We start from the raw sequence: 25032 nt of genomic DNA on the forward strand, positions 1-25032 counted from the left end.
AGATGTGTATAAGAGACAGAATTTTCTGTATATCATTTCAGATTAATTCTCTTTTTGTATGCAATTTTTTCACAAAAAAAATACCGTCAGCCGATAACCGACTGACAGCATTTTATTATTATCTACTCTTTTCCCGAGTGTCTGTATACCAGTTTTGATCCTTTACCTGCCATTATTCTGTCTGTATAATCCTCTCAGCGATCTCCACGCCCGTGATGCTGGCAGCCACGCCGCCTGCTCCGGTCTCCCGAAGGGTCACGTCCATCTTGTCGCCCACTTCCCGCATGGCGTCGATGACCTGATCCACCGGGATGCGGCTCGTGATGCCCGCCAGGGCCATGTCCGCCGCCGCCAGGGCATTGACAGCGCCGCCCACATTTCTCTTGACACAGGGCACCTCCACAAGGCCAGCCACCGGGTCGCACACAAGGCCCATCAGGTTCTTGAGTGCCATGGCAGCTGCATGTCCCATAGTCTCGGCATCCGCCCCCTTCACGTGGCAGATGGCAGCCGCCGCCATCGCGGATCCGGATCCGATCTCAGCCTGACAGCCGCCCGCCGCCCCGGCCAGGAAGGCACGGTTGGCGATGACCTGTCCCACACCGGCAGCCACGTACATAGCCTCCACCATAGTCTCCTCCGGCACCTCGTGCTCCTTAAAATAGGGGATGAGCACAGCCGGGAGAACGCCGCAGGCCCCCGCTGTGGGAGCTGCGATGATACGCTTCATGCAGGCGTTGTTGCAGCCCATCTTCAGAGCCACTGTCATGACCTTGGCCATGAAATCTCCGCACAGGGTGTCTCCCTTTTTCTGATACTCCTCCATGAGGCCGCCCTCTTTCCCCACAAGGCCGCTCCTGGAGATCCGGTCCGGCTCATAGGTGTCCACGTTCTCACACATGATCCGCCACATGCGGGTCATCTCCTTCCAGGAGCTCTCCTCAGACACATTTCTCTCGCTGCAGTCCTCAATCTGGACTGCCTTCCAGAACTCAATTCCCTCTTTTTTACATCTCTCTTTGATTGCTTCTATTGATCCATATGACATAGCTTCGCGCCCCTCCTATTCATCCTCTGCTCCGCTCACATTGAGGAACGTCACCTTGATAATACCGTCCAGATTTTCCAGCCAGGAAATCGCGCTGTCCGGAATAATCTGATCCGTCTCAATGACCATGACAGCATATCCGCCTCTCTTGTCCCTGAAAAGCTGCATAGTGGCGATGTTAATGTTCTTCTGGCTTAAAATGTTGGCCACCTGGGCCACATGTCCCGGCTGATCCTGGTTGTGCACGATCAGCGTGTTGCTCTCCGCGTTAAAATTCACTTCGATCCCGTCCAGCTTGCTCACCACGATGCGGCCGCCGCCGATGGAACAGGCCTGGATGTCCAGGCTGTCCGCTCCGTCCGCCTCAAGGATCATCTGCACTGTGTTTGGATGCGCGCCACGGATCTCCTTCTTCTGGATCGTGAAGTCAAGTCCTTCCTCCTTCGCGATCCGGAAGCTGTCCGGAATTCTCATGTCGTCCGGCTTCATCCCCAGAAGCCCGGCCACGATGGCCCGGTCAGTGCCGTGCCCTTCCCCGGTAGCCGCAAAGGAGCCGTGGAGATAGATGGTGGCTTTCTGCGGCTGCCTCCCCAGAAGCTGCCTGCCGATCAGACCGATCCGGTCCGCGCCTGCCGTATGGGAACTGGATGGCCCCACCATGACGGGACCCAAAATGTCAAAAATACTTGCCATACTGCTATACCTTTCCTTTCTTTTTTTTCTCAGCAAAGCACGTCTACATGTCTGGCACTATTATACCATACCCCATCATTCGGCGCTCTAGAAAAATTTTTTATTTTTTTCAAAAAAATGTTTGCAATTTGCTTCGGTATGTGATATTATACTTTTTGTCGAGCGGAGATGGCGGAATGGCAGACGCGCTAGATTCAGGTTCTAGTGGGAGCAATCCTGTGAGGGTTCAAGTCCCTTTCTCCGCATAGTAATAGGAAGCCTTGAGAGATCAAGACTTCCTATTTTTTATTGCTTAAGACTTGTAAAATTTGTTTCCCTTTTTCCTCTCTTTCCCTGCAAAGCATCTATAAACTCTGGTACCGTTTCTCCAATTCATCAAAGACTTCGGCAAAGTCCCTTCCCTTTCCCGCTCTAACATCTTCCAGGCTGATTAAAACCATCTGCCGAACAGTCCTCTGATTTTCTTCCAATTCTTTTTCGTAGGCTAATACTTCTGCTGATATCATAATGATATCTCCCTCCACAAAAATTGATTGCTTACCCTTTTGATTACTTTACGCTCCTTTGACCTGCCTGTTCAAAATCCACGAAATGCCTGCTGCTGTTCTCTGGTCGGCATTTTTAAAATGATTGCCCGGATTGAGCCGAAAGAACGTATCAATACCGTGGCCTGCATAGAAACTCCGGATCCTTTCGGTACTTTCCTGTACTGTTTTCAGACAGGGGTTTCTTGTCCTTCTCTCCAGATCCCCGAGGGAAAAATAAACGCAGTCCGGAAGCCTTTTCATCTCATGAGAAGTGATATAATCCATAAGGCCCGGAAACCAGAGTGAGCCGGACACGCTTGCGATCCTCGAAAAAAGGTCTGTCCGGTACAGAGAATACACTGTAAACAGCCCGGCCAGAGAATAACCTGCCAGCCCTCTCCACGAGACGCCATCCGCCATCTTTTCTGCCCGCGGCATGATTTCTTCCGTTAAAAGCCGCAGATAGTCGTCGGCGCCTCCGGTACAGGGAATGCTTTTCTTCGAGAGCGGTGGGATATCCCACGGGGCCATATCGTGCTCCCACTTCAGACCGCTCACGGCGACAAGGGTAAAAGCGGGATTGTCCATGTTTTCCAGCGCCCGGCATACATTATCGCCTTCTCCCTCAAAAGTATTGATATACACAATAGGGCTGTCAGGTTCGGGGCTTGGATAGACCTCTATCCTTTTATCCGCTGTATTGAATTCGTATTTGTCAATCCGCTCTCTTTCCACTTCTGTGTCACATCCCATCGATTATTCCTGATATGTAAATTATACTATGTCGATAGATAAAAACAAAATAGATATTTTTATAAAGAGCAAAATACTGATCAAGGAAAATAACAAAAAGCTTTGGCTCAGATTGATCTTGCCAAAGCTTTTCCTTTTTTTCGCGGTTTCTATATTCTCTCCTCTGTCTGGGCGTCAAACAGATGGATCTTCTCCGGGCGGAAGTTAAAGTGCACCCGGTCGCCCTTGCGGATGGGCGTGTCGGCCTCCACTCTGACCGCCACGTTCCCGCCGTCGTGGTCAAAGTACAGGTAGGTCTCTGCTCCCAGCATCTCGTACACGCGGACGCGGCTCTCGATGCCCGTGTCAGCGATCAGCATATCCTCCGGCCGCACACCGATGATGATGTCTTTGCCCAGCTCGCTCTTTTTCTTCACTCTGTCCGCCAGCTCCGCAGGCAGCTCAATCTGCATGCCCGCTGTGCTGGCGTAGACCTTCTCATAGCGCATCTGGCATCTGCCCTTAAAGAAATTCATGGGCGGCATGCCGATAAATCCTGCCACGAACACATTGGCCGGCTCATTGTAGAGCACTTCCGGGGAGGCGATCTGCTGGATCTCTCCGGCCTTCATGACCACAATCTTCGTGCCCAGAGTCATGGCCTCTGTCTGGTCGTGGGTCACATAGATAAAGGTGCTGTCCAGCTCTCTGTACAGCTTCTGTATCTCCCTCCTCATCTGGGTCCTGAGCTTGGCATCCAGATTGGATAAAGGCTCGTCCATCAGGAAGGCCTTGGGCTGGCGCACAATGGCCCGCCCCATGGCCACTCTCTGCTTCTGTCCGCCGGAGAGCTCTGCCGGACGTCTGTCCAGCACCTGCTCCAGTCCCAGTATCTTTGCCACTTCCTCCACCTTCTGCCTGCGCTCCTTTTTCGGCACATGCTTCAGTCTCAGGCTGTAGGCCATGTTTTCCGCCACGGTCATGTGGGGATAGAGTGCGTAATTCTGGAATACCATGGCTATATCACGGTCACAGGACTGCACGTCATTCATGGTCTTTCCGTCCATCACGAGAGTGCCGTCAGAAATCTTCTCCAGTCCGGCGATCATGCGCAGCGTTGTGGATTTTCCGCATCCGGAAGGTCCCACGAACACCACGAAATCCCTGTCGTGAATATCCAGGGTAAAATTCTTTACCGCGGTAACTCCGTCTTCAAATTTTTTATATACATGGTTTAACTGAATTTCAGCCACAGTTATTCCTCCTTGTCCATCCGTGTCTGATATGCTTTCTTTTGCGTCTTTTCAATCCATCCTCTCAAGGAGCCCGGGCAGGTCCTTAACAGAGTCCAGGATATAGTCTGCCTCTCCCCGGAAATCCTCCTCGCTGCTGACGCCGCTCAAGACGCCTATGGCTATGCCGCCGTTGTTCCTGGCGAAGACCACGTCATTGTAGGTGTCCCCCACCACAGCGATCTCCTCCGGCTTCAGGTTGAATTTGTGCTGGAACTCCAGGAACATGTCAGCCTCCGGCTTGGGTCTCTTCACGCCGTCATCGGCTCCCACGTAGTCAAACTCCTGGTAGGTTCCCAGCTTTTTCAGGCAGCTCTTGGCAGAGCGCATGGTGTCTGCCGTGGCAAGTCCCACGCAGATGCCCTTCTCCTTCAGGGCCCGCAGCATCTTTTTAATGTCTGTGACCTGCGTGTAGCTCACATTTTTTCCGGTCACATTCTCGTCGAAGAGGCGCTCCAGCTGCTCCTGGGCTCTGGCCGGGTCCAGGGTGATCCCCTTCTTTTCCAGCGCCTGGCAGATATCTGCCGCTATCTCCTGGTAGGACTTGTAGGCCAGGGCTCCTCTCGGATCCACCTTCCCGTCCTCCACTCCCATGGCACGGAGCACGTAGTCGGTCATGTCCTTGTCCGGCTGGATGCGGTTTTCCTCGAGAAATGCGGGCGTCACAGCCAGGGCTGCCTGGAGCCACAGGGAGAAAAAGTCCACCAGTGTCCCGTCTTTGTCAAATAAAATTCCTCTGATCATATTAAGGTTCTTCCATTGTCTTTTTTATTTCGCCGAAGGTGCGGTACCGGGAGTTGGCCGCCCCTTTGAACACAGGGTTCATATAGCCGAGAAATTCCCTCTCCCGGCTGCGGACGTCCAGGCGAAGCCACTGCCACTGTCCTTTCTCAAGCTCAGCGTCAGCCAGCACCTCCCATTTTCCGCCTTCCAGCTCCCTGACCTCCAGCTCTCTGATCTCCAGCTCCTGGGAAGCGCCGTTTCTCACCAGGGAGACCTGCGGCCTCTCAGAGAGCCCCTCGATCAGTGCCTGTATCGTTACTCTGTCCACGTCCTCCGGGAGCTCATCTCCCGGGAGAAAGGTCCTGCCGGCTCCGTGGATCACGGGAGTCATCCTGCAGAAGCGGGTGACGCACATGTGCCCGGCCTTTACGGCCGCCATCAGGTTGTCCGGCGTAAGCTCCCCGCAGCAGACCCAGGTAGCCGGGTCACCGGGAATGGAGGGAAGGTCCGCCCCCTCGTAGCGCTCCTCTATGAGATTGTGGGAGTCGCTGCCGCCCACGCCGTAGATCCGATGTCCGTCCTGCCAGAGGGCGTCCAGAAAGCGCACGGCCTTCTCGTTGGCGTCTTTGGCGTCTGTGTAGGTTGGGTCGTTGATGATCTCCAGGCAGTCAATATCATCCAGGTCAGTCTGGTCATAGCGCCATTTCCATATGGTGAGGAAGGGGTGGTTGATGCTTGTGATCCAGTGATTCTCCCTCGCCTCCCGGATCGTCTCCTCCATGTAGCTGTCCACGATCTCCTCGCCGTTGTGAGCCACAATGTCCAGGATCCGCTCCGGCAGCTTTGTGATGCCGAACAGGTTCATATGTCCCTTGTCCGTCGTCACCTCTATGCCGGGAAGGATGCACAGGGATGTGTCGCACCAGCCTGTGTGCATCAGGTTGTGCTCTGTGGGCACATAGAAGTCCATGCCCATATCCTCTGCCTTCTTCATGGCATTTTCCAGGGGCTCCTTTCCGTCGGACAGCCTTGTGTGGGTGTGGAAATCCCCCTTATACCACTGCTTTTTTGTCCCGTACACCTTGTCCCAGCGGTACTTTTTCGGAGAAATCTCCAGGGTGTCCTCCACCCAGGCGAGTCCTCCCATGGGGTCTGACACAGGGCCCTCCCCGTCGGACATGGTCATGGTGATACAGCCTCTTTGGTCTCCCAGCCTCTGGTGCAGGTACTCTGTAAAGATGCCCAGACACACCTGCCAGGTTCCCGGCTGGATCCTGCCCGGCACGCCTCCTATGGTGGTGTCCTTTGGGCCTTTTCCCACGCACAGGTCCTGGTCTCCCCAGGCCAGCTGCTTCTGCAGGCGGATATGTCCCTCCGGGTCCTCCAGGATGATAAAGCTCATATAGCGGAATTCATCCGGCAGATCCACCTTGATATACAGTCTTTCTGTATCACAGGGAACCTCTATCGGCTCCCTGTGAAGATTTTCAGCCTCCCGGCTGATGGTAAATTTCAGTTCCTGTCTCATTTTATAACGCGTCCAGCGCCTCCTGTGCTGTTTCCTGTGCTGCGTCCAGCGCCTCCTGCGCCGGTACGTTCTCCAGTTCCACCTGGTCTGCCGCGATCTTCAGAGCGTCCAGGATCTTTCCGCCCGTCGGGTCGATGAGGGAAGATGTGCCGTGCATTGCCTGCTGGAGCGGTACAAGAGCGTGGGGGTTCTCATCTGTGTAGGCCTTGAAATCCGGCACCTCCTGGGTGGACTCGCGGACAGCCACGTACCCTGTCGCCATGGACCATTTCGCCTGGTTCTCCGGTGTTGTGAAGTACTTCATGAACTCGTACACGCCCTGCTTCTCCTCGTCGGAAGATCCCTCCAACATGACAAGCTGAAGCGCGTCCGCTGTGGGCGCTGACGGGTTGTCGTTAAATCCGGGCTGCTCGATGGCGCCTACGATATTGAAGTCAAGGTCTGCCTGGTCTCCTGAGGATCCCGTGTACCCGCCGGCCTTGTTCTGGAGCACATCGTCAATGGTGGTGTACCAGTACTCCCAGCCCTGTCCGCCGGAGTTTACCTTCATGATCTTGTCGTCGTGGATCCATTTGCGGAAGCTCTCCCATACGTCCACCCACTCTTTGGAGTTGATCAGGCATGTCTCGCCGTCCTCGCTGAGGAGAGAAGCTCCGTTGCTGAGAGCTGCATCCACAAGGTTCCCGTAGCCCCACATGGGCTCCCATCCAACCACGCTGTCTGTTGTGATCTTCTCTGCTGCCGCCTCCAGGTCCTGCCATGTCTTAATGGTGGTGGGGTCGATCCCTGCGTCTGCAAATATCTGTTTGTTGTAGTAGAGCACCTGTGTGGTCCCGTAGGCCGGAAGGGCAAAGAGCTTTCCGTCCGCGTCCACGCCCTGGTCATAGAAGACCGGAACGTAGTCCTCTTTGTCGAACTCGTCGTCAGCGTCCACAAACTCATTGATGTCTGCCACCAGGTTCTTCTCTGAGAGGTTCCTGGAATTGTCTGTGCCGAGAAGGGCCATATCCGGCGCGTTCTTTCCTGCGATCCCCGCCTGGAGCTTCTCGTAGGTCTCTGTGTAGTCTGCCTGTGTGGTGGTGGCCACCTCGTACTCATCCTGGGATGCGTTGAAGTCGTCAACGATCTCCTGGAACACGTTCACAGCAGTCTTTCCACCTGAGTACCACAGGTCGATCTGTATTTTCCCGTCTGCTGTCGTTGTTGGCTCAGAGGAGGAGCCGCCGCCGCAGCCCGCCAGAAGGGATGTTGCCATAGCGCATAATAAAAGTGCAGATACAATTCTTTTCTTCATGATATTTCTCCTTTTTGCTTCTTTTTCTTTCCTTTGTTTTCATTTATATATGTAAGAGGGTTTTATCCCTTCATACCCGTGTCTCCGCCGATACCGTTGATAAACCATTTCTGGGTGAAGGCAAACAGTATCAGGAGGGGCAGTACGATGATGGCGCTGCCGGCCATGACAAGGGGCCACTCGGTCCCGTAGGCTCCGCCTTCGATAAAGAACTTCCGAAGTCCCTGGGATACCAGCATCTTGGAGTCTGAGTCCGTGATCAGGGAGGGCCACATGTAGTTGTTGTAACAGGTGATAAAATTCATAAGTCCCATGGTGATAAAAGAGGACTTTGTCATGGGGCACACCACTCTCCAGAGGATCTGCCAGTGGCTTGCCCCGTCTATCCTGGCCGCCTCGATCATTCCCGCAGGCACCTGCATGAAGGCCTGTCTGAGAAGGAAGATGCCGAATATGCTGACACATCCGGAGATGATCAGTCCTGTGTATGTATTCAGAAGACCCCCATTTGCCAGGATGATATAGCTGGGAATGTAGGTAGCCGCCGTTGGCAGCATGTAGGTTCCCATGATAATGGCAAACAGAACTTTCTTACCCTTAAAGTTCATAAACACGATGGCATAGGCGATCATGGCCCCTGTGACAATCTGTATCAGCAGTGTAAATGCAGATACATACAAGCTGTTTGCCACGTATTTCAGAAGCGGGGAGTTAAAGATGACTTCATAAAAATTCTGCCACTGAAATTCCGCCGGGAAGAAGGCAGACACATCCATAACCTCCGCCTTTGTCTTCAGCGCACTCAGCACCATCCAGATGAAAGGGAACACTGTAAACACGCAGAACACAAGAAGTATGATGATTTTTCCTGTCTTTTGAATTCCTGTTTTTATCTTCATATTTTTCCCTCTTTTCTAATAGTGGACCCATTTTTTGGATGCTGTGAACTGTATGGCTGACAGGAGCACCGTCAAAATGATCATGACAATAGCCACCGCTGTAGCCTGTCCCATATTAAATTCCTCAAATCCAAGCTGATAGTACATATACAGAAGCGTCCTTGTGCTTCCCGACGGGCCGCCCTGGGTCAGGATCTGTATCTGATCATAGGCCTGCAGGGAACTGACCATTGTAATGATCACCAGGAAAAATGTGGTGGGGGAGATACACGGCAGCGTCACATCCCGGAATCTCTGCCAGCTCTTCGCCCCGTCAAGGCCGCTTGCCTCGTACAGCTCTCCCGGAACTTTCTCCAGAGCCGACAGGTAGAAGATCATAGCGTATCCCAGGCTCTTCCAGACAGTCACAATGATCACCGCCAGCATGGCTGTCTCGGAACTTTTTATCCACTGCAGTGCCGGAAGATGCAGAAATTCCAGCACTGCGTTTGCAATTCCGGTGTCCGGATCATAGATCCAGGTCCACACAATGGAAATTGCCACTGTAGGCGTGATCCACGGGGAAAAGAGAATGAACTTGATGATCCCGCTTCCCTTGAACGCCTTCTGCATCAGCAGCGCCAGGAGCAGTCCCAGGACAATAGTGGGGATCAGGGTCCCCACTGTGAACACGATGGTGTTCCACAGGGCATCGTAGAAACGTGCATCCTTGAAGAGCGCTATAAAGTTGTCAAGAAATACAAAATTGTATGTTGGCGACATGTAGTCCCAGTCTGTAAAGCTGATATACACAGACCGGAGTATGGGGTAAATCCAGAATACGATCAGGGGGATCAGGGCGGGCAGGACAAACAGCCACACAGTCCCCACTTTTCGAAAGCTAATCTTTTTTCTCATAACTCATTTCCTTTCTGTTTATCATTCCGTAAATCACGAGCATGGTGACCGCTGTGGCCGGCAGCGAGATCCATATGCCGGTCATCCCGGTAATTGCCGGGATCAGGAACAGGTATACAGGTGATACGACCAGGCTCTCCGCAAATGTGAGGATCACAGCCAGCCTGGCCCTCAGCACCGCGTTCAGATAAGAGAGATTAAATTTTGCAAATCCTGTCACCAGGAAAGCAAGAGCGCTGATCCTCATGCCTGTTCCGAAAAATGCGGCCGCCTCCTCGGAGAGGCCAAACCACCGGGCAAGGTAGGGCGTGCAGATCCATGTCGCCGCCATAGTCACTGCTCCCAGCACGCCCGCTCCTATGCGGGCAATCCGTTTCACCTGTCCAAGCTCCACAGGCCGCCCCGCTCCGTTGTAGTAGCTCAGGAGGGGCTGCACTCCGTCTCCTATGCCGGTCAGCAGGTACTGTACCGGAAAGACGATGTAGGAGATGACGGCATAGCAGGCCACCGCTGCGTTTCCCCCGTACCGGAGGCACTGCCAGTTGGTGAAAATGAGGGCCACGGTGGGCGCCAGGGAGACGCCGAAGGCGGTGATGCCGCTGCGGCAGATCCCGGCCGCCAGCCTCCTCTCAAGAGCAGGCCTTGCCTTCTCCTTGTAGGCCCTGGCAAGGACAAGGATGCTGATGGCCAGCACCACGAGCTGGGCGGTCACTGTTCCGAAGGCCGCGCCCCGTATCCCCATTCCCAGGGGAAACATCAGATAGTAGTTGACTGCGATGTTCACCACAAACCCGGTCACCATGCTGATCATGGCCGCAAAAGACAGGTTCATGTTCCGAAGGAGAGGCGTGATCCCTGTGCCGCACACCTGCAGCACGCCCCCGGCGATGATGATGCCGGTGTACTGCTGTGCCTGCTCCATCACATCCCCCTCTGCTCCGAAGATGCGAAGGAGGGGATCCCTCGCCGCAAAGAGGATGACCGACAGGAGGATGCCTGCCAGCGCCAGGAATGTCACAGTTGTATTGAACATTCTCCTGCAGCCGTCCCGGTCACCCTTTCCCAGCATATTGGAATAGAGGACGCTTCCCCCTGTGCCGATCCCGATTCCCAGGGCTGTGATCACAGCCGGGATGGGCCAGGCGATATTGATGGCCGCAAGTCCTGTGTCCCCCGCCGCCTTTCCCACAAATAGTCCGTCCACCACGCTGTACATACCTGACATGGTAAAAGCGATCATGGTGGGGAGAGCCTGTTTTAAAATTCGTCTGAACATGGGTGTCTTGGTTCCTTTCTCTTCGGTCCTCTCGGACACAACCCGGATTATAAACAATGAGTTTTAAGAAATCTTCAAAAAAATGTAAAGTCTGTGTAAAGCTCTTTCCCGTAAATCCGCATGAAAAAAGGACCTTCCGGAGCAATGCTCCGAAAAGTCCCTTCTGCTGCATTTTCGATCGCTCTACGCGTCCTTCCTGTGCATATCCTGTTCAAACTCCTTTGTGGACTGTATCAGCATCTGGTCAAAGCGGTCCGGATCGCTGACCATGATGGCGCCGCACAGGGCGTCCACAAAGGCCATCTGGGAGATGCGGGAGGAGATCCACCGGCTGATCTCCGAGAAATGGATGGTGGGGGTGATAAAGATATAGTCTGCGATCTGTGCCAGGCCTGACACCTGGTCCCCCGTCACCGCCACTGTCACAGCCCCCGCCTGCTTGGCCGCGGCCAGGGAGTCTATGACAGCCTGGGTCTCCCCGGATATGGAAAAGCCGATGGCCACGTCCCTTTTTCCCAGATGGCCTGCGCTGACCTTCTGGAAGAACAAATCCGAGTAGTTCCTGCTGGTGAGCCCCAGGTGGAGCATCCTGCCGGACAGCTCCGCCGCCGCATTGGCGGAATTGTCCGTCCCGTACACGTCTATGATCTTGGCCTTCTTTATGACCTTCACAACCTCCTCCAGCTGTCCCAGGTCCAGATGCTTCGCCATGTCCGATATCATGGTCAGGTCGTCCCTGATGATCTGGAAGACGGCCTCGTATTTTCTGTGCTCCCGCTTTGCCGGGGATTTCTTCCCTCCCAGAGCCGGCTCCCTGGCAGCGGCCTCAGGCAGCTCCCTCTCCTGCTGCCCCTTCTCCCGCCAGACCTCCCGCTGAAAGGCGGACCAGCCCTCATAGCCCGCCGCCTGCAGCATCCGGAGGATGGTGGCCTGCCCCACCCCGGCCCTCCCGGCCAGCTCCCGCACAGTCATGGTCCGGGCGGCGTCCGGGTCTTCCAGCAGTATGTCCGCCGCTTTCTTTTGATTTTTGCTCAGCATGGCATAGCAGAGCCTCAGCTCCATCTCCCACATAGTTCTCTCTCCTCCCTGCGGAGCAGCGCTCCGTTTTTTCGACTTTTTTCAATGTCTCATTTTAGCACTGTCCGCCGGAGGATGGTGTAGAAATTCTACCATTTTACAAAGATTTAACCTACATTCCGTGCTCTGTGTGGAGCAGCATGTGAGCCTTATGGGACAATGGCTGCCCCATGTACTCCTCATAGAGCTTCCGGATATCCGGATTTTCATGAGAAAAACGGATTTTGCAGTCGCTGTCAAGCCGGTAGAGCTGCCTGCCTCTGTCAAAGGCCAGCTCCTGCCCGTCGTGGATGGGCTGTCCGCCCCCTCCCACGCACCCGCCGGGGCAGGCCATGACTTCCACAAAGTCGTACTGCACCTCCCCCTTCTCCATCCTGTCCAGAAGAGTCCTGGTGTTTCCAAGTCCGCTCACCACAGCAGTACGGATCCGGATGCCGTTGATGGTGAGCTCAGCCTCCGACACGCCCTCGTTTGCGTTAAATCCGGGGCTTCTGACAGCCTCAAAGGCGTCTGCGTCCGGATTTTCCCCTGTGATCACCGCGTAGGCTGTGCGCAGGGCCGCCTCCATGACGCCCCCTGTGACGCCGAAGATGACGCCGGCGCCGGTCCCCTCCTGCATGGGAGAGTCCCCCGGTATATCCCGGAGAGTCTCCGGGCTGATGTGGGCGGAGCGCATCATTTTCACCAGCTCTCTCGTGGTGATGACCGCGTCCACATCGTGGCCCGCGTATTCCTCATAGAAGAGCTCCTGCTCCCGCTCTGCCTTCTTGGCCACGCAGGGCATGACAGATACCGTGTAAATGTCCTCCGGCCGCTTTCCGATCTTCTCCGCGAAATAGGTCTTCATGACCGCGCCGAACATCTGCTGGGGCGACTTGGCTGTGGAGAGATATTTCACAAGGTGGGGGTACTGGGATTTGGCAAAACGCACCCAGCCCGGGCAGCAGGAGGTGAACATGGGATAGCTTTTCAGCTCTCCCGCCGTAAATCTCCTGACAAACTCGTTGGCCTCCTCCATGATAGTCAGGTCCGCGGAGAAGACAGTGTCAAACACATAGTCCGCCCCCATTCGCTTCAGGGCATCCATGATCTTCCCTACAGAGGCCTCCTCCGGGGCCAGCCCCGTCTGCTCACCCCAGGATGTGCGGACAGCAGGCGCCACCTGGACCACCACGGTCTTCTTCTCGTCTGCCATGGCGTCCCACACCTTCTCTGTGTCGTCCCGCTCCCGCAGGGCGCCCACCGGGCAGTGGGTGATGCACTGGCCGCAGAGGGAGCAGGGGGCGTCCTCGATATTCATATGTCCGGACACGTTGACTGTGGTCCGGGATCCCGTCCCCTCCACATCCCACACAGACAGCTTCTGCACCTTGTCACAGATCTGGATGCACCGCATGCACTTGATACACTTTGCGGAGTCCCGGATCAGAGGGAAATCCTGGTTCCACTCCCGCCTGTCGATCTCCTGGCGGTAGGGGATGTCGATGATGTTCAGGTCATTGGCGATCTTCTGCAGGCTGCAGCAGCCGCTGCGGGCGCAGGTGACGCACTGGCAGTCGTGCTGGGACAGGATCAGCTCCACATTGGTCCGTCTGTCCTTGCGCACCTTTGGACTGTTGGTAAAGATTACCATGCCCTCCTCGGCCACGTTGTTGCAGGATGTGATGAGCCGCTCTTTTCCCACCAGCTCCACCACGCACACGCGGCAGGCCGCGATCTCGTTGATGCCCTTCAGATAGCAGAGGCTGGGGATGGGGATGCCGTTCTGTCTGGCAGCCTCCATAATTGTCGTATTTTCTTTTACGGAAATGGATTTCCCGTCAATTGTCAGATTTACCATATCGTCTCGCGCCCTCCTTTGAATATGCCGTAACCGAAGTGATCGCACCGCAGGCAACGTCCCGCCTCCTGCTTTGCCTCATTTTCTGTCATGCAGTTTTCCACGCCTTCGAAATCCTTCACCCGCAGACAGGCCTCCCGCTCTGTCAGATTGACTCTTCCGCAGGGGGAGCGATCCGTAAGGTCCGGCTCTGGGATGTCCACGTCACAGGATATCTCATGGTGATAGCCCAGATACTCGTCAATATTGGCCGCCACCACCTTGCCGGCAGCAATGGCCGTGATGACAGAGGCAGGGCCGCTGGCGCAGTCTCCCCCCGCAAATACACCCGGCATATTCTCAAAGGTTCCCGTGCTCTTTGTGCGTATCTTTCCTCTCTCCACCGGGATGCCTGCCTCCTCAAAGTGGCGGGTCTCAATGTTCTGCCCAATGGCCACGATGAGCACGTCGCAGGGGATGTAGACGTCCTCCTCCCCTGTGGGGCGGATGCTGGCTCTGCCGTCCCGGATGGCGCTGACCATCTGGGGCGTCACATAGAGCCCTCTGACCTGGCCCGCCTCGTCCACATCAATGGATGATGGCGCCTTCAGCGTCTGCAGCTCCACGCCCTCCGCGATGGCCCCCTCGATCTCCTGGGGCAGGGCTGTCATATCCGCCCTCCGGCGGCGGTACACAATGCTGACCTTCCTGGCTCCCAGGCGCTTTGCCGTGCGGACTGCGTCCATGGACACATTTCCCCCGCCAACGACAGCCACCTCCTTGCCGGTCAGATCCATGATGATGTTCTTTCCTACATTCCGAAGGAACTGCACAGCCGAGAGCACGCCCTGTGCGTCCTCTCCCTCCAGGCCCAGCTTCTTGTCCGTGCTGGCGCCGATAGTGATGAGCACTGCGTCGTACTCCTTCCTGAGCTGCTGGATGGTGATGTCCTGGCCAATCTTCATGCCGTACTTTACCTGCACTCCTGTCTTTAAAATACAGTCAATATCCTCCTCCAGCCGCTCTTTTGGAAGACGGTAGTTGGGGATGCCGTACCGGAGCATGCCGCCCAGCTTTGGCAGCATCTCGTAGACTACAGCCTGATGTCCCATGAGCTGCAGATAGTAGGCAGCGCTCAGGCCCCCGGGGCCGCCGCCCAGCACGGCAATCCGTTTCCCTGTAGACGGAGCGCAGGCCGGCGGATCCACCTCACCTGCATAGTCTGCCGCCATCCGCTTCAGTCCCCGGATATTGACCGAATCGTCCACCATATTCCTGCGGCATCTGGCCTCGCAGGGATGCTCACAGATAAACCCGCATGTGGTAGGGAACGGGTTGTCCTTGCGGATCAGCCGCACCGCGTCCGCATAGCGCCCCTCCCCGATCAGGGCTATGTATCCCGGCACATCCACATGAGCCGGACAGAGGGCCACGCAGGGCACAGGCTGGTTGTAGCTGCAGGTACATCTGCCGTTCCTGATATGTTCAACATAGTCATCCCGGTAGCCCATCAGTCCCTTGTAGACCATGCGGGCCGCCTCGTAGCCGATGGCGCAGTCCGCCGACTCCATAATGGAGAGGGCTGTCTCCTCCATGTAGTCCAGTGTCTTCATGGTGGCCTTTCCGTCCAGCACGTCCTTGATAAAATGGTTCAGCTGTCCAAGTCCGATCCTGCAGGGCACGCATTTCCCGCAGGTCTGGGCGTGGCACAGCTCCAGGAAGGCTCTGGACATGTCCACGGGACACAGTCCCGGAGGGCTGGACTCGATCCGTCTCTCCAGATCCTTGTAGAGACCTTCCATGACAATCCTGGCTCTGTTGGGAGCCTTAATCTCTAGTCTGCTCATTTTCTCTTTCTCCTCTCAATGTTTTCCTACCACAGATTTGTTTATTATATCACCCCTGCCGCCTGTTGTAATCCCATTTTTCGGAAGTAGATTTTTTAACGAAAAAAGGTCATAAAAAGCGGCCGGCTCATTTACGAGTCCGGCCGCTGTGCAGCTTCCTTTAATTGTTATATTATTCTATTTAGTGGCATTTGCTCCATCCGCAGCTCTTGCAGATGTTACATCCCTCTTCAAAGATCAGAGGCTCTCCGCACTCTGGGCAGTACATCTTGTCCTTGTCCAGCTCTGTGGAGACTGCCTTTGGCTTTGGAACCTTCTTTACCTTCTTCACCGGCTTTTCCGCCTCGCAGTTCTCCTTTGCTGCCAGCTCAGCCTGCATCTCATTGTACATATCCATGAGAGCATTTCCCACTGCCATGGGACAGCAGGCCCCTCTACTGGTGTCCTTCCTGGTCACTCTTCTGGCTGTGTAGGAGGGGCAGGAGCCGCTGGAGTTGAGCTGGTCCACAATGGTCTCAATGCTGATGCCGCCCCTTGCGCTGATGGAGATCATACGGGACAGTCCCACCATGAAGTTGTTGCAACCGCCTGTGGAGCCCTTGCTCAGGTATGTCTCCAGAAGGGCGCCTGTGTTGGGGTCAAACAGGGCGATACAGTGCAGGCTTCCGCAGCCTGTCACCAGCTTGCGCTTCTTGCCCACCACGTCGTCTGTCACAAGAAGGATCTCGCCTCTCTTCAGGCCCTCGCCTGCGGTGACCTCCTTCTTCTCCTTCTTCAGGTCTGTATTGAGGATACCAATCCTCTTGCAGCCGTCGCGGAAAATGGTGATTCCCTTCAGACCCTTCTCATAGGCGTACATATAGAGACCTTCCGTCTCCTCCACGGTGAAGCCGTTGGGCACATTTACCGTAGAACTGATAGAAGCGTCAATGTGCTGCTGCCATACGGACTGCATGTCAATCCTCTGGCGGTAGTCCAGAGTCATAGCCGTCACAAAGTAATCCGGCAGCTCCGCATCGCTCTTGATGCCAAACTGCTTCATATAGGTCTCCACGATCTTTGTGTACACCTTATAGTAGACGTCTGTCCCATGAAGAGACTCGGTCTTTCTCTCATAGTAGTTTGCGTAGACAGGCTCAATGCCGCCGGAAATGCCCAGCATAGTGGACAGGGTTCCTGTGGGGGCGATAGTCAGAAGCTGGGAGTTGCGAAGGCCGTACTTTTTCACCAGTTCCCTTGTCTTCTCTGACGTGTTTGCCAGGAAATAGGGGGTGCTCATGACCTCGTTAATCTCACAGGCCGGGTAGGCGCCCTTCTCTTTTGCCAGCTTTGCGGAAGCGGCAATGGCTGAATCCGCCATGGCAAATCCGATCTTGTCGCACATGGCCACAGCGTCCTCCTCGCCGTAAGCCAATCCCAGCTTGATGAGGCAGTCGGCAAGTCCCATGATGCCAAGTCCGATCTGACGCCACCGGGCCACGCTCTCCTGCTGCTCCTCCAGGGGATGAAGAGGAAGTCCCTCCTCCAGCACTTCGTTCAGAGCTCCTACAGATACCTCCACGCAGTGCTTCAGTCCCTCAAAGTCAAACTGAGCGTGATCCGTAAATGGGTCGTTTACAAAGGCGGACAGGTTGATGCTGCCAAGAAGACAGCTTCCGCCTGCCGGCAAAGGCTCCTCAGCACAGGGATTGACTCCTGCGTAGGAGAAATCCTTTGTGTTGCTCAGGAGGTTCCATCCCTCGATGCGATCCCAGAACAGAGCACCCGGCTCCGCATAGTCCCAGTTTGTCTCCGCGATCTTGCGGAACAACTCTCTGGCGTTGATCTGCTTCTCGATGACCTGGCCTGTAGCCTCTCTTGTATAGTGAAGGAGATAGTCCTCATTTTTCTTTACCGCCTCCATGAAGTCCTCGTGGATGCGCACGGAAATATTGGCCTTTGTGACCTTCTCCAGATCGGTCTTCAGGTCAATGAACTCCTCCACATCCGGGTGGGAACAGTCGATGGAGATCATCAGCGCTCCGCGTCTTCCGTTCTGTCCGATCAGAGCCGTCACAAGGGAATACAGCTCCATAAAGGACACGGAGCCGCTTGTCTCCTTTGCCGCATTGTTGATGCGTGCCCCTCTGGGGCTTAATTTTGAGATATCCACCCCGCAGCCACCGCCATAGCTGTAGGTCCGGGCCAGCTTTTTGGCACAGTCGAAGATGCTCTCAATATTATCCTCCGGAGGATCCACCACATAGCAGTTAGAGTAGGTTACCTTCCTGCCCTCCTTGTCCAATCCCCTGTTGGACAGGATCCGGCCGCCGAACAGGAACTTTTTTTCCCGGATATACTGGGCGATCTCTTCATTTCCTCCGCTGATACGCCCAACCCACTCGTCAAAGCTCTCGCCTTCATTACAGTACTTTTTAGTCCATATGTCTGTGCCGAGCTGATTGTCCTCGCCCAGCCATTCTTCTACAGTCATTTCACGTTTCTCCTTTTTTCATAGTCAGCTATACCAGAATACCACTATATCATGTGCTTTTCAAGTGTACATTATACATTATCTGCACTTTATCTAAACCCCCTGCTTCTTGCAGATATCCTCCAGACAGCACTTGTCACAGTGGGGCTTTGTCCTTGCCGTACACACATCCCGGCCGTGATACACCAGTCTATGGCACAGGTCGCTCCCCTCCTCCGGGGGAATGATCTTCCAGAGAGCCATCTCCACCTTCTTTGGCTCCTTGATGCCATCCACCAGCCCGATCCGGTTGACGAGACGGATGCAGTGGGTGTCTGTCACAATGGCGGGCTTGCCAAACACGTCGCCCATGATCAGATTGGCGCTCTTTCTTCCCACACCGGGCAGCTTAAGAAGAGCGTCAAAGTCATCCGGCACCTTCCCGCCGTACTCCTCCTTCAGGATCTTCATACAGGCGCTGATATCCCTCGCCTTGCTCTTTCCCAGGCCGCAGGGGCGCACGATCTCCTCGATGTCCACCACATCCGCATCGGCCAGGGCGTCCACTGTAGGGTACTTATCGTACAGCACTTCCACAATCTTATTGACTCTCTCGTCTGTACACTGGGCCGCCAGGCGCACGCTCACAAGAAGCTTCCACGCCTGGTCATAGTCCAGGGTACAGCCTGCGTCTGGATACTCTTTTTTCAGCCTCTCGATCACTTCCAGAGCTCTCTGCTTTTTTGTCATCTGTCCTTCTCCTTTTCGATTTATCTTCCAACTTTTTCTTATTTTTCCAGCTCTCCCATGAGCATGTCCAGATCATCCTCAATCCGGCCCTCACGTCCTCTGCCCTTGAAAAAGCCGCAGTTTCTTCCCATATCCTTCTCTTTTTTGCACCGGGAGACCATGAACCGGATGCGGAAGGTGAAATCCTCCGCCTCCATGGTGGTAAAGGGATGCTCCTCCGCGGCCACCACTTCCACGTTTCCCCTCGTATAGACGGGATACTTCCCGCAAAATCCGGCCCGGTGCAGTCTCTGGTGAACACGCTTTCTCGCCCTCAGGATCTCCCCGTCCAGGGCCTCCCCGTAGACTCTCTTCGGATATTTCAGGGAAGCGGCCCTCACCTTCCCGTAGATCGTCTCGTACAGTCTCTGCCTTGCCGGGTCACACAGCTTCCTTGCCAGCTTTTTCTTTAAAAATCCGAAGGGGAACCTGGCATACAGGCCGGCCAGCCTGGCGTAGCTCTTATCCCCCGCCTCCAGCGCCAGCCCCCGCATGCACAGGGCTCCCTCCCGGGTGGAGGGATACCGGTCGTCCAATGGCTCGTCTATGGGGGACCAGTAGCGGAAGGGCGGGAATTCGATGAGACGCATGAATTTCTTCTCGCCCTCATTGCAGGCCGCGTCGCCCAGATACTGGTACTTCTCGTAGACCGTCCCCGCCATATAGACGAGCTGTCTCCACTGCTCCTGCCCCTTTACCCAGAAGTGGCCGATCCGGTGATACTGATAGCACTGGAACACCTCTGTCAGCTCAGAAAACCAGATGGTAAATACATTCTCCCTGCCCTGCTTTACGATGAGAGCCGACCGGTCATCCCTCCAGGCAAGCTGCCCCTGTATAGGGTACTCCTCCTGATCCAGATCCAGATAATCTCCGGTCATCCAGGCATCCCTCAGCACCAGATAGCACTCCAGGGCATCGTTCATCATGTAGGGGATATAGTAATCCACCTTCCTGCCCCTGTCTTCTCCCAGGTGCAGTTCAAACACATGAAACTGAAAGATCTCCGCCAGCTTCCCGTAGCTCTCCGGCATGTCCCTTTGAAGCCCCGGCAGAAATTCCTTCAGCTCTTCAAATCTTTCTATCATAAACCAAGCTTCTCCTTTACCTGCGCCAGGCGTCTGTAGAACTCCCCATAGAAGTCCTCCCCGTCCCAGGGCGTCTGATAAAATGCGCGAAGCAGATACATCTGCAGTATTTTCAGGCTGTCCCCGTCCAGCCCCTCTGACTCCCTCTCACAGACTTTCAAAAAGCTGTGCCAGTCAAAGATATAGGTCTCATATCTCTTGAGATCCGGAATGTCCAGCCAGCTCCTGACCCTGACCTTGGTCCGATCCTTCTTGGGGCACTCGTGCACCTGGAGGAAATAGCGAAATCCCGTCTCCTCATAGTACCGCCCCAGGGGAAACATCCGGCAGATCCCCGGCCTGAAGGGGTGGATGGAGCACCGTCCCTCCCGGTCCAGAAAGGTGCAGGTCTCCTCCGTTCCCGCCATCCGAAGACAGGGCAGGACAATCCCGTCCGACAGGACAAGCTCTGCATGCTCTGCCAGAAGTCCCTCAAAGTCCTTCCCGGTTCCCTTTGTCAAAAGCCAGATATCCCGCGGATCCAGCAGGATGGAGCTTCCCATGCCGTGACAGCAGGCAGAGCATCCCCGGCAGCCTCTGCAGTCCGCCCGTACCATGTCCTGCGCCGTGTAGAGCTTTCCGTCAGAGATATCCTCCAGTCTTACATTTCTCCTCATCCACTCATCCTCCTGTTTCTTCCTTCTGTTCTGTCCGGCTGCTGCCTTTATTCCTTAATTTCCCAGCTCAAAGAGGCTCATCTGATGGCAGGTCTCCTCCTTTTTTACCGGGATCTCCTTCTCCCGTTTGAGAACTGTCTCAGGCAGCTCTGCCAGGAACCTGGACTCCTCCCCGGAGCAGGTGAGGATCAGCTCCTCCTTTGCCCGGGTCATGCCCACGTAGAGAAGTCTTCGCTCCTCTTCTTCATCCGACGGACGCTTCTCATTTTCCAGAGGGATATTCCCCTCTCTGGCGCCGTAAATGAACACTGCCGGGAACTCCAGGCCCTTGGAACCGTGGAGGGTCATCAGGGTAACAGCCCCTGACGTGTAATTTTTCCCGCCGCATCGCTTCAGGTCGCTCTCCACGCCCAGCACAAGATCCCGCAAAAAGTCCGGCATGGTCTTGTAGAAGACGGTCATGGCTGCCAGCTTCTTCACAGCGTCCTCCTTCTGAAGGCCCTGTTCCTCCATCCACATCTCCAGGAATTTCCCCGGCTTCTTCTTTTCAAAGAGAGGGCGGTATTTCTCCGCCATGGCACGGATCATCTCCTCTGTCAGCTGGTTCCAGGAAAGTCCCAGGAGAAGCTCCGCCGCCGTCTGCGCCGCGGACTCGTTCTCCGGATTTTCCAGATACTGAAAGAAGCAGATGCTTCCCTGCACCTTGTCATCCTCCAGAAAGCCCTCCCTGCCGGCCACGATATAGGGGATCCCCTCTTTTCGCAGGCACATTTCCACCAGATCCGCCTGCCAGTGGGTCCTGGCAAGGACAGCGATCTCATCAAAGGACCTTGTCTGTCTCTCTTTGCTGCCGGACAGCTCCTGAGCCTCCAGCATGCCGATGCCTCCGGCCATACGCCCGATCTCCTTGGCGATGAAAATGGCCTCCCCCAGCTCGCTTCCCGCTCTCAGAAGACGCACAGGCGCTCCCTCCGGGCAGTTGGGATGCAGAGGCTCACAACCCTGCGTCCTGCGGGCTGCCTCCAGGATCTGGGGCGTGGAGCGGTAGTTCTCCCTAAGCTCCACCAGACAGAACTCCCCGCCGGCCGCCTCCACATCCGCCCGCAGCCGCTCAAAGCAGCCGGCGTCTGCCCCTCGGAAGCCGTAGATAGACTGGTTCGGATCCCCGATGACAAAGAGCTCTCTGGCATCCCGGTCCCAGGCTCTCACAAGTCTGTACTGGAGGGGATCGATGTCCTGAAACTCATCGATAAGCAGACAGGTGAACTGCTTTCCCGCAGGGGCGCCGCCCTCCAGCAGCCTCAGCGTCTCCAGAAGCAGGTCGTCAAAATCAAGGAGCCTCATCTCCTGCTTCTTCTTTTTGTAGAGCTCTTCCGCCTGCCGAAAGCGCTCCTCCTCATACACGGACAGGCCCGCCTGTTTCCGCGAGAGGCTCTCCAGGAATTTTCCGGCACCAACGGAAAGCCCCGCCTCCGACACAGCCTCCCCGGCCATCTGCCGGCACTGAGCCTCGCTTGCCAGGGAGAATTCCACTCCCGCCTTCCGCAGGAAATGCAGACAGATGCTGTGGAAGGTGCCGATCTGCAGACCGCTGACCCGCCGGCTTCCCAGCTCCTTTTTCAGCCGCTCCCGCATCTCACCGGCAGCCTGGTTGGTGAAGGTAACAGCGGTGATCTCGGAGGGCTTTACCTTCCTGTGCTCCAGCAGATACTGGATCCGGGACACCAGGGTCTTTGTCTTTCCGGTGCCCGGCCCGGCAACCACCGCCAAATGCCGGCAGATCCTCCTCACAGCCTCCCGCTGCTCCGGGTTGAGGGAAGGAGCGCCGCCGGCAGCTGCCTCCTGCCGCTCCTCCTTCAAAGCGCTCACCGGCTCCTTTTCTGAAAGGACGGGCTGCGCCTCCCTCTGCCCCTTTTCGAGGGCTTCCGGCTCCACGCCGATGAGGCTGAAGAAATCCATCTGCCCATCCGTGTTCTCAAGCTCGTCCGCCGTAAAAAGCCGGATTGTCCCGTACTCCCCGTCAAATCCCGGGATCCGCTCCACCTTTCCCTGCCTGAGCCGCATGATGCCCTGGGCGATCCGGTGGCCCGCCGCCTTCTGGATATCCTCCTGGGGGATCGTCCGCAGGATCTCAAACTCCGGCCCCAGCTTTCCCAGCATTTCCTCATACTCTCTTAAGACCTTGCGGCTGACCGAAGAATGACCCAGAGATGCGCCGATGACCTCCGGCAGCGGCACCAGGCTCTCAAAGGCAGCGCCGTCAGTCCTGACATAATCCTCCGGCCGGTCGGCCAGCTCCTCCACCCGGTGGGAGACGCCGATGGTAATCTTCCGACCGCACACCGGGCAGACGCCGCCATATTTTTCCGTCTCAGAGGGCGTCAGGCACAGGCCGCATTTCCGGTGCCCGTCCAGATGGTATTTCCCCTCCTCCGGGAAAAACTCAATGGTACCCTGAAGCCCCGTCCCATCCTGGATAGCCCTGCGCAGCCCCTCGTAGGACATCTCGATGTCAAGTAGGTTGGCCTCCCGCCCCAGCTTAGCCGGGGAGTGGGCATCTGAGTTGGAGATGAGATGGTATCTGTCCAGGGCAGACACTCTCCAGTTCATGGGTGGGTCTGACGAGAGTCCCGTCTCCACTGCGTGAATGTAGGGCGTCAGATCCTCAAAGCACTCCTCCCACCGTGTCAAAGCCGGAGAAAGCCCCGAACAGGGAGAAGTGGGGCGTCCAGATATGAGCCGGCACATAGATGCTCTCCGGGCAGGAGGTGAGCAGGATCTCCAACAGGTCATGGCAGGAGAGCCCCAGGATAGGCCGGCCATCAGAATGGATATTTCCGATCTCTTCCAGCCTGCCCGCAATCTCCTCCGCCGCCTCCAGACCGGGCAGAAGGATCAGGCTGTGAACCTTGCGCACTCTCCCTCCCTTTTTGTAGATGGAGCTGATTTCCCCCGTAACAACAAAACGAGGAGTCATACTGCCCCTCACTGTCTCATCCTCTATCCTGTATTCGTCTTTCAGCACGTACAGCCCGTCCTCCGCGGGCTTCAGTTTTTCCTTCAGCTCCTCCCTCCAGGCCGGGTGGGTGAAATCTCCGGTTCCCACAATGTGGATCCCCTTCCGCCTGGCCCACAGATCCAGGTGCTCCGGCGTACAGTCCTTACTGGTAGCCCGGGAATACCGGGAGTGTATATGAAGGTCCGCTATGTACATGATCATTCCCTCTTTCGTCTGCGCCCTGCCCGTTTCCACAGCTCCGCTTTCCCGGGCAGGGCTTATCTTATTTATTATAATATGGATGGCGGAAAAATACAATTCCCGGAGATTTCTATTCTGGATTTTCTATATATAGATTTCTATTCCACATTTTTCACGCATCCCGTCACAGGCAGGCCTACATGTTCCGGGCCTTTTCCACTTCCTCCTCCGTGGCCCCGGTGAGGCGCATGATCTCTTCCGGGCTGGTGCCGCCCTCCAGCATCCGGCGGACTATAGACAGCCGGCCCTGCTCTCTGCCTTTCTGCAGACCTTTCTCCATTCCTTTCTCCATTCCTTTCTCCATGCCGGTCTCCCAGGCGCTGCTCATGATGGCATCGTGATCCCGGATGGCCTTCTGCCGGGCCTCGTACTCCAGCCTGGCCCTCTCGTCCGCGCTCATCCTCTCCAGCTCCCTGTAAGCCTCCTCGATATATTCGCTTGTACTTGCCATATCCTCCAACTCCTTCCGGTCCTTCCCAGCCAGGAAGCGCATCCACTGGATGACCTCATCGTCCTCCCGCAGATCCCCCGGCAGCTTCTTCAGCTCCAGGATCTGCAGCTCCAGATGGTCTGTGTACTTTTCCCCTGTCTGCTCATCGCACAGGCTGATGATCCGGTGGCATTTCCTGTCATCCGCAAAGCGGATAAAGTCCAGTATGCTCACATGGATACACTTTTTCAGCTTCGTGTAGGGATCGCCCCTCCCGATCTGATCTGTGTACATTTTACTCAGATAAAACAGGGATCTGGCGTCCCACTGCCCGAAGGGGTACGCCTGCATCTCCATGTTGACCTGCGCCCCTTTCTCACCTTGGGATTGTACATCAGTCCCTTAAAGCACACGTCCACGGTGGGAAGCATAATAAACTTGTCGTTTTTCTTCGTCACTTGCCTTCTCCTTTCCTGGGTAGCTCATGCAGAAAAGGGGCATGTCTGTTTTTTGGCATATCCGGTCCGAATACCGGAGGCACGGCCCTCATTTCCTGCTCTGTTCAGTTGTGCAACAATCGGGTCATGCCTGGAAATCAGGCTCCGAATAGCCAGATGCGCCGCCTTGACTTTGCGGTGCACTTGATGTGTATGCCTGGCGGCAGATGCGCCGCCTTGACATATTCAGAATAACATAATTCATTTTG

19 protein-coding genes, 1 tRNA gene and 1 pseudogene are annotated in these 25032 nt (G+C 55.7%); 1 reads left to right on the forward strand and 20 read right to left on the reverse strand.

The features are described 5' to 3' along the window. Window positions 1-172: 172 nt before the first annotated feature. Both sdaAA and sdaAB read right to left on the reverse strand, forming a co-directional pair. Window positions 173-1048: an L-serine ammonia-lyase, iron-sulfur-dependent, subunit alpha gene (sdaAA, locus tag H7U36_RS11135; protein ID WP_205156164.1), complete on the reverse strand. Its 876-nt coding sequence runs from the start codon at window positions 1046-1048 to the stop codon at window positions 173-175. Window positions 1049-1063: 15 nt separating this feature from the next. Next, window positions 1064-1741: an L-serine ammonia-lyase, iron-sulfur-dependent subunit beta gene (sdaAB, locus tag H7U36_RS11140; RefSeq protein WP_138303914.1), complete on the reverse strand. Its 678-nt coding sequence runs from the start codon at window positions 1739-1741 to the stop codon at window positions 1064-1066. 162 nt (window positions 1742-1903) lie between these two features. Here sdaAB and H7U36_RS11145 point away from each other — a divergent pair. Then, a tRNA-Leu gene (locus H7U36_RS11145) sits at window positions 1904-1986 on the forward strand. Between the two features lie 99 nt (window positions 1987-2085). Here the strand turns inward: H7U36_RS11145 and H7U36_RS11150 are convergent. The 18 genes and pseudogenes from H7U36_RS11150 to H7U36_RS11235 all read right to left on the reverse strand — a co-directional run bounded on the left by H7U36_RS11150 (window position 2086) and on the right by H7U36_RS11235 (window position 24683). Beyond that, window positions 2086-2247, reverse strand: coding sequence for a hypothetical protein (locus H7U36_RS11150; RefSeq protein WP_171031542.1), 162 nt, complete (start codon window positions 2245-2247; stop codon window positions 2086-2088). A gap of 48 nt (window positions 2248-2295) precedes the next feature. Further along, on the reverse strand, window positions 2296-3021 hold the full coding sequence (locus H7U36_RS11155; RefSeq protein WP_205156165.1) for an alpha/beta hydrolase: 726 nt from the start codon (window positions 3019-3021) through the stop codon (window positions 2296-2298). A 149-nt stretch (window positions 3022-3170) separates the two neighbouring features. Then, the gene (locus tag H7U36_RS11160) at window positions 3171-4253 is read right to left on the reverse strand and encodes an ABC transporter ATP-binding protein (protein ID WP_191429258.1); all 1083 of its coding nucleotides are present in this window, start codon (window positions 4251-4253) and stop codon (window positions 3171-3173) included. Window positions 4254-4304: 51 nt separating this feature from the next. Continuing rightward, window positions 4305-5036 (reverse strand): HAD family hydrolase, encoded by a 732-nt coding sequence (locus H7U36_RS11165; RefSeq protein ID WP_191429259.1) that lies wholly within the window; start codon window positions 5034-5036, stop codon window positions 4305-4307. 1 nt (window position 5037) lies between these two features. Continuing rightward, entirely contained in the window at window positions 5038-6543 is a 1506-nt protein-coding gene (locus H7U36_RS11170; RefSeq protein WP_205148306.1) for a CehA/McbA family metallohydrolase, read from the reverse strand. 1 nt (window position 6544) lies between these two features. After that, window positions 6545-7837 (reverse strand): ABC transporter substrate-binding protein, encoded by a 1293-nt coding sequence (locus H7U36_RS11175; RefSeq protein WP_205156166.1) that lies wholly within the window; start codon window positions 7835-7837, stop codon window positions 6545-6547. Window positions 7838-7899: 62 nt separating this feature from the next. Beyond that, on the reverse strand, window positions 7900-8736 hold the full coding sequence (locus H7U36_RS11180) for a carbohydrate ABC transporter permease (protein WP_076779217.1): 837 nt from the start codon (window positions 8734-8736) through the stop codon (window positions 7900-7902). Window positions 8737-8751: 15 nt separating this feature from the next. Further along, the gene (locus tag H7U36_RS11185; protein WP_205156167.1) at window positions 8752-9633 is read right to left on the reverse strand and encodes a carbohydrate ABC transporter permease; all 882 of its coding nucleotides are present in this window, start codon (window positions 9631-9633) and stop codon (window positions 8752-8754) included. After that, complete coding sequence (locus H7U36_RS11190) at window positions 9617-10909, reverse strand: MATE family efflux transporter (protein WP_033126987.1); 1293 nt, start codon at window positions 10907-10909, stop codon at window positions 9617-9619. The genes H7U36_RS11185 and H7U36_RS11190 overlap by 17 nt, the downstream gene beginning before the upstream one ends. A gap of 183 nt (window positions 10910-11092) precedes the next feature. After that, window positions 11093-11980 carry a MurR/RpiR family transcriptional regulator gene (locus tag H7U36_RS11195; RefSeq protein ID WP_205156168.1) on the reverse strand — a complete coding sequence of 296 codons (888 nt, stop codon included), beginning with the start codon at window positions 11978-11980 and terminating at the stop codon, window positions 11093-11095. A 118-nt stretch (window positions 11981-12098) separates the two neighbouring features. Then, the gene (locus H7U36_RS11200) at window positions 12099-13826 is read right to left on the reverse strand and encodes a [FeFe] hydrogenase, group A (RefSeq protein ID WP_191429028.1); all 1728 of its coding nucleotides are present in this window, start codon (window positions 13824-13826) and stop codon (window positions 12099-12101) included. Next, window positions 13820-15652 (reverse strand): NAD(P)-binding protein, encoded by a 1833-nt coding sequence (locus tag H7U36_RS11205; RefSeq protein ID WP_205156169.1) that lies wholly within the window; start codon window positions 15650-15652, stop codon window positions 13820-13822. Before H7U36_RS11205 ends, H7U36_RS11200 begins: the two co-directional genes overlap by 7 nt. A gap of 181 nt (window positions 15653-15833) precedes the next feature. Beyond that, complete coding sequence (locus tag H7U36_RS11210; RefSeq protein WP_138303931.1) at window positions 15834-18125, reverse strand: adenosylcobalamin-dependent ribonucleoside-diphosphate reductase; 2292 nt, start codon at window positions 18123-18125, stop codon at window positions 15834-15836. Window positions 18126-18218: 93 nt separating this feature from the next. Next, a complete protein-coding gene (locus H7U36_RS11215) occupies window positions 18219-18854 on the reverse strand; it encodes an endonuclease III domain-containing protein (protein ID WP_033127101.1) in 636 nt (211 codons plus the stop codon). A 38-nt stretch (window positions 18855-18892) separates the two neighbouring features. Next, window positions 18893-19981, reverse strand: a complete 1089-nt coding sequence (locus tag H7U36_RS11220) for a DUF3878 family protein (RefSeq protein WP_033126643.1) — start codon at window positions 19979-19981, stop codon at window positions 18893-18895. Further along, window positions 19978-20637 carry a YkgJ family cysteine cluster protein gene (locus tag H7U36_RS11225; protein ID WP_205156170.1) on the reverse strand — a complete coding sequence of 220 codons (660 nt, stop codon included), beginning with the start codon at window positions 20635-20637 and terminating at the stop codon, window positions 19978-19980. Before H7U36_RS11225 ends, H7U36_RS11220 begins: the two co-directional genes overlap by 4 nt. A 54-nt stretch (window positions 20638-20691) precedes the next feature. Next, a pseudogene (locus tag H7U36_RS11230) lies at window positions 20692-23851 on the reverse strand (UvrD-helicase domain-containing protein). Window positions 23852-24032: 181 nt separating this feature from the next. Further along, window positions 24033-24683, reverse strand: coding sequence for an Rpn family recombination-promoting nuclease/putative transposase (locus H7U36_RS11235; protein ID WP_243426754.1), 651 nt, complete (start codon window positions 24681-24683; stop codon window positions 24033-24035). Between the last annotated feature and the right edge of the window lie 349 nt (window positions 24684-25032).

This window comes from Faecalicatena fissicatena (assembly GCF_016900595.1).
Taxonomy (GTDB): Bacteria; Bacillota; Clostridia; order Lachnospirales; family Lachnospiraceae; genus Claveliimonas; species Claveliimonas intestinigallinarum.

Coding starts and splice junctions, on each gene's coding strand:
- H7U36_RS11215 (WP_033127101.1), bottom strand. CDS start 18,854: ATGACAAAAAAGCAGAGAGCTCTGGAAGTGATCGAGAGGCTGAAAAAA.
- H7U36_RS11150 (WP_171031542.1), bottom strand. CDS start 2,247: ATGATATCAGCAGAAGTATTAGCCTACGAAAAAGAATTGGAAGAAAAT.
- H7U36_RS11195 (WP_205156168.1), bottom strand. CDS start 11,980: ATGTGGGAGATGGAGCTGAGGCTCTGCTATGCCATGCTGAGCAAAAAT.
- H7U36_RS11185 (WP_205156167.1), bottom strand. CDS start 9,633: ATGAGAAAAAAGATTAGCTTTCGAAAAGTGGGGACTGTGTGGCTGTTT.
- H7U36_RS11170 (WP_205148306.1), bottom strand. CDS start 6,543: ATGAGACAGGAACTGAAATTTACCATCAGCCGGGAGGCTGAAAATCTT.
- H7U36_RS11220 (WP_033126643.1), bottom strand. CDS start 19,981: ATGATAGAAAGATTTGAAGAGCTGAAGGAATTTCTGCCGGGGCTTCAA.
- H7U36_RS11155 (WP_205156165.1), bottom strand. CDS start 3,021: ATGGGATGTGACACAGAAGTGGAAAGAGAGCGGATTGACAAATACGAA.
- H7U36_RS11175 (WP_205156166.1), bottom strand. CDS start 7,837: ATGAAGAAAAGAATTGTATCTGCACTTTTATTATGCGCTATGGCAACA.
- H7U36_RS11200 (WP_191429028.1), bottom strand. CDS start 13,826: ATGGTAAATCTGACAATTGACGGGAAATCCATTTCCGTAAAAGAAAAT.
- H7U36_RS11235 (WP_243426754.1), bottom strand. CDS start 24,683: ATGGAGATGCAGGCGTACCCCTTCGGGCAGTGGGACGCCAGATCCCTG.
- H7U36_RS11210 (WP_138303931.1), bottom strand. CDS start 18,125: ATGACTGTAGAAGAATGGCTGGGCGAGGACAATCAGCTCGGCACAGAC.
- sdaAB (WP_138303914.1), bottom strand. CDS start 1,741: ATGGCAAGTATTTTTGACATTTTGGGTCCCGTCATGGTGGGGCCATCC.
- H7U36_RS11225 (WP_205156170.1), bottom strand. CDS start 20,637: ATGAGGAGAAATGTAAGACTGGAGGATATCTCTGACGGAAAGCTCTAC.
- H7U36_RS11165 (WP_191429259.1), bottom strand. CDS start 5,036: ATGATCAGAGGAATTTTATTTGACAAAGACGGGACACTGGTGGACTTT.
- H7U36_RS11180 (WP_076779217.1), bottom strand. CDS start 8,736: ATGAAGATAAAAACAGGAATTCAAAAGACAGGAAAAATCATCATACTT.
- sdaAA (WP_205156164.1), bottom strand. CDS start 1,048: ATGTCATATGGATCAATAGAAGCAATCAAAGAGAGATGTAAAAAAGAG.
- H7U36_RS11205 (WP_205156169.1), bottom strand. CDS start 15,652: ATGAGCAGACTAGAGATTAAGGCTCCCAACAGAGCCAGGATTGTCATG.
- H7U36_RS11190 (WP_033126987.1), bottom strand. CDS start 10,909: ATGTTCAGACGAATTTTAAAACAGGCTCTCCCCACCATGATCGCTTTT.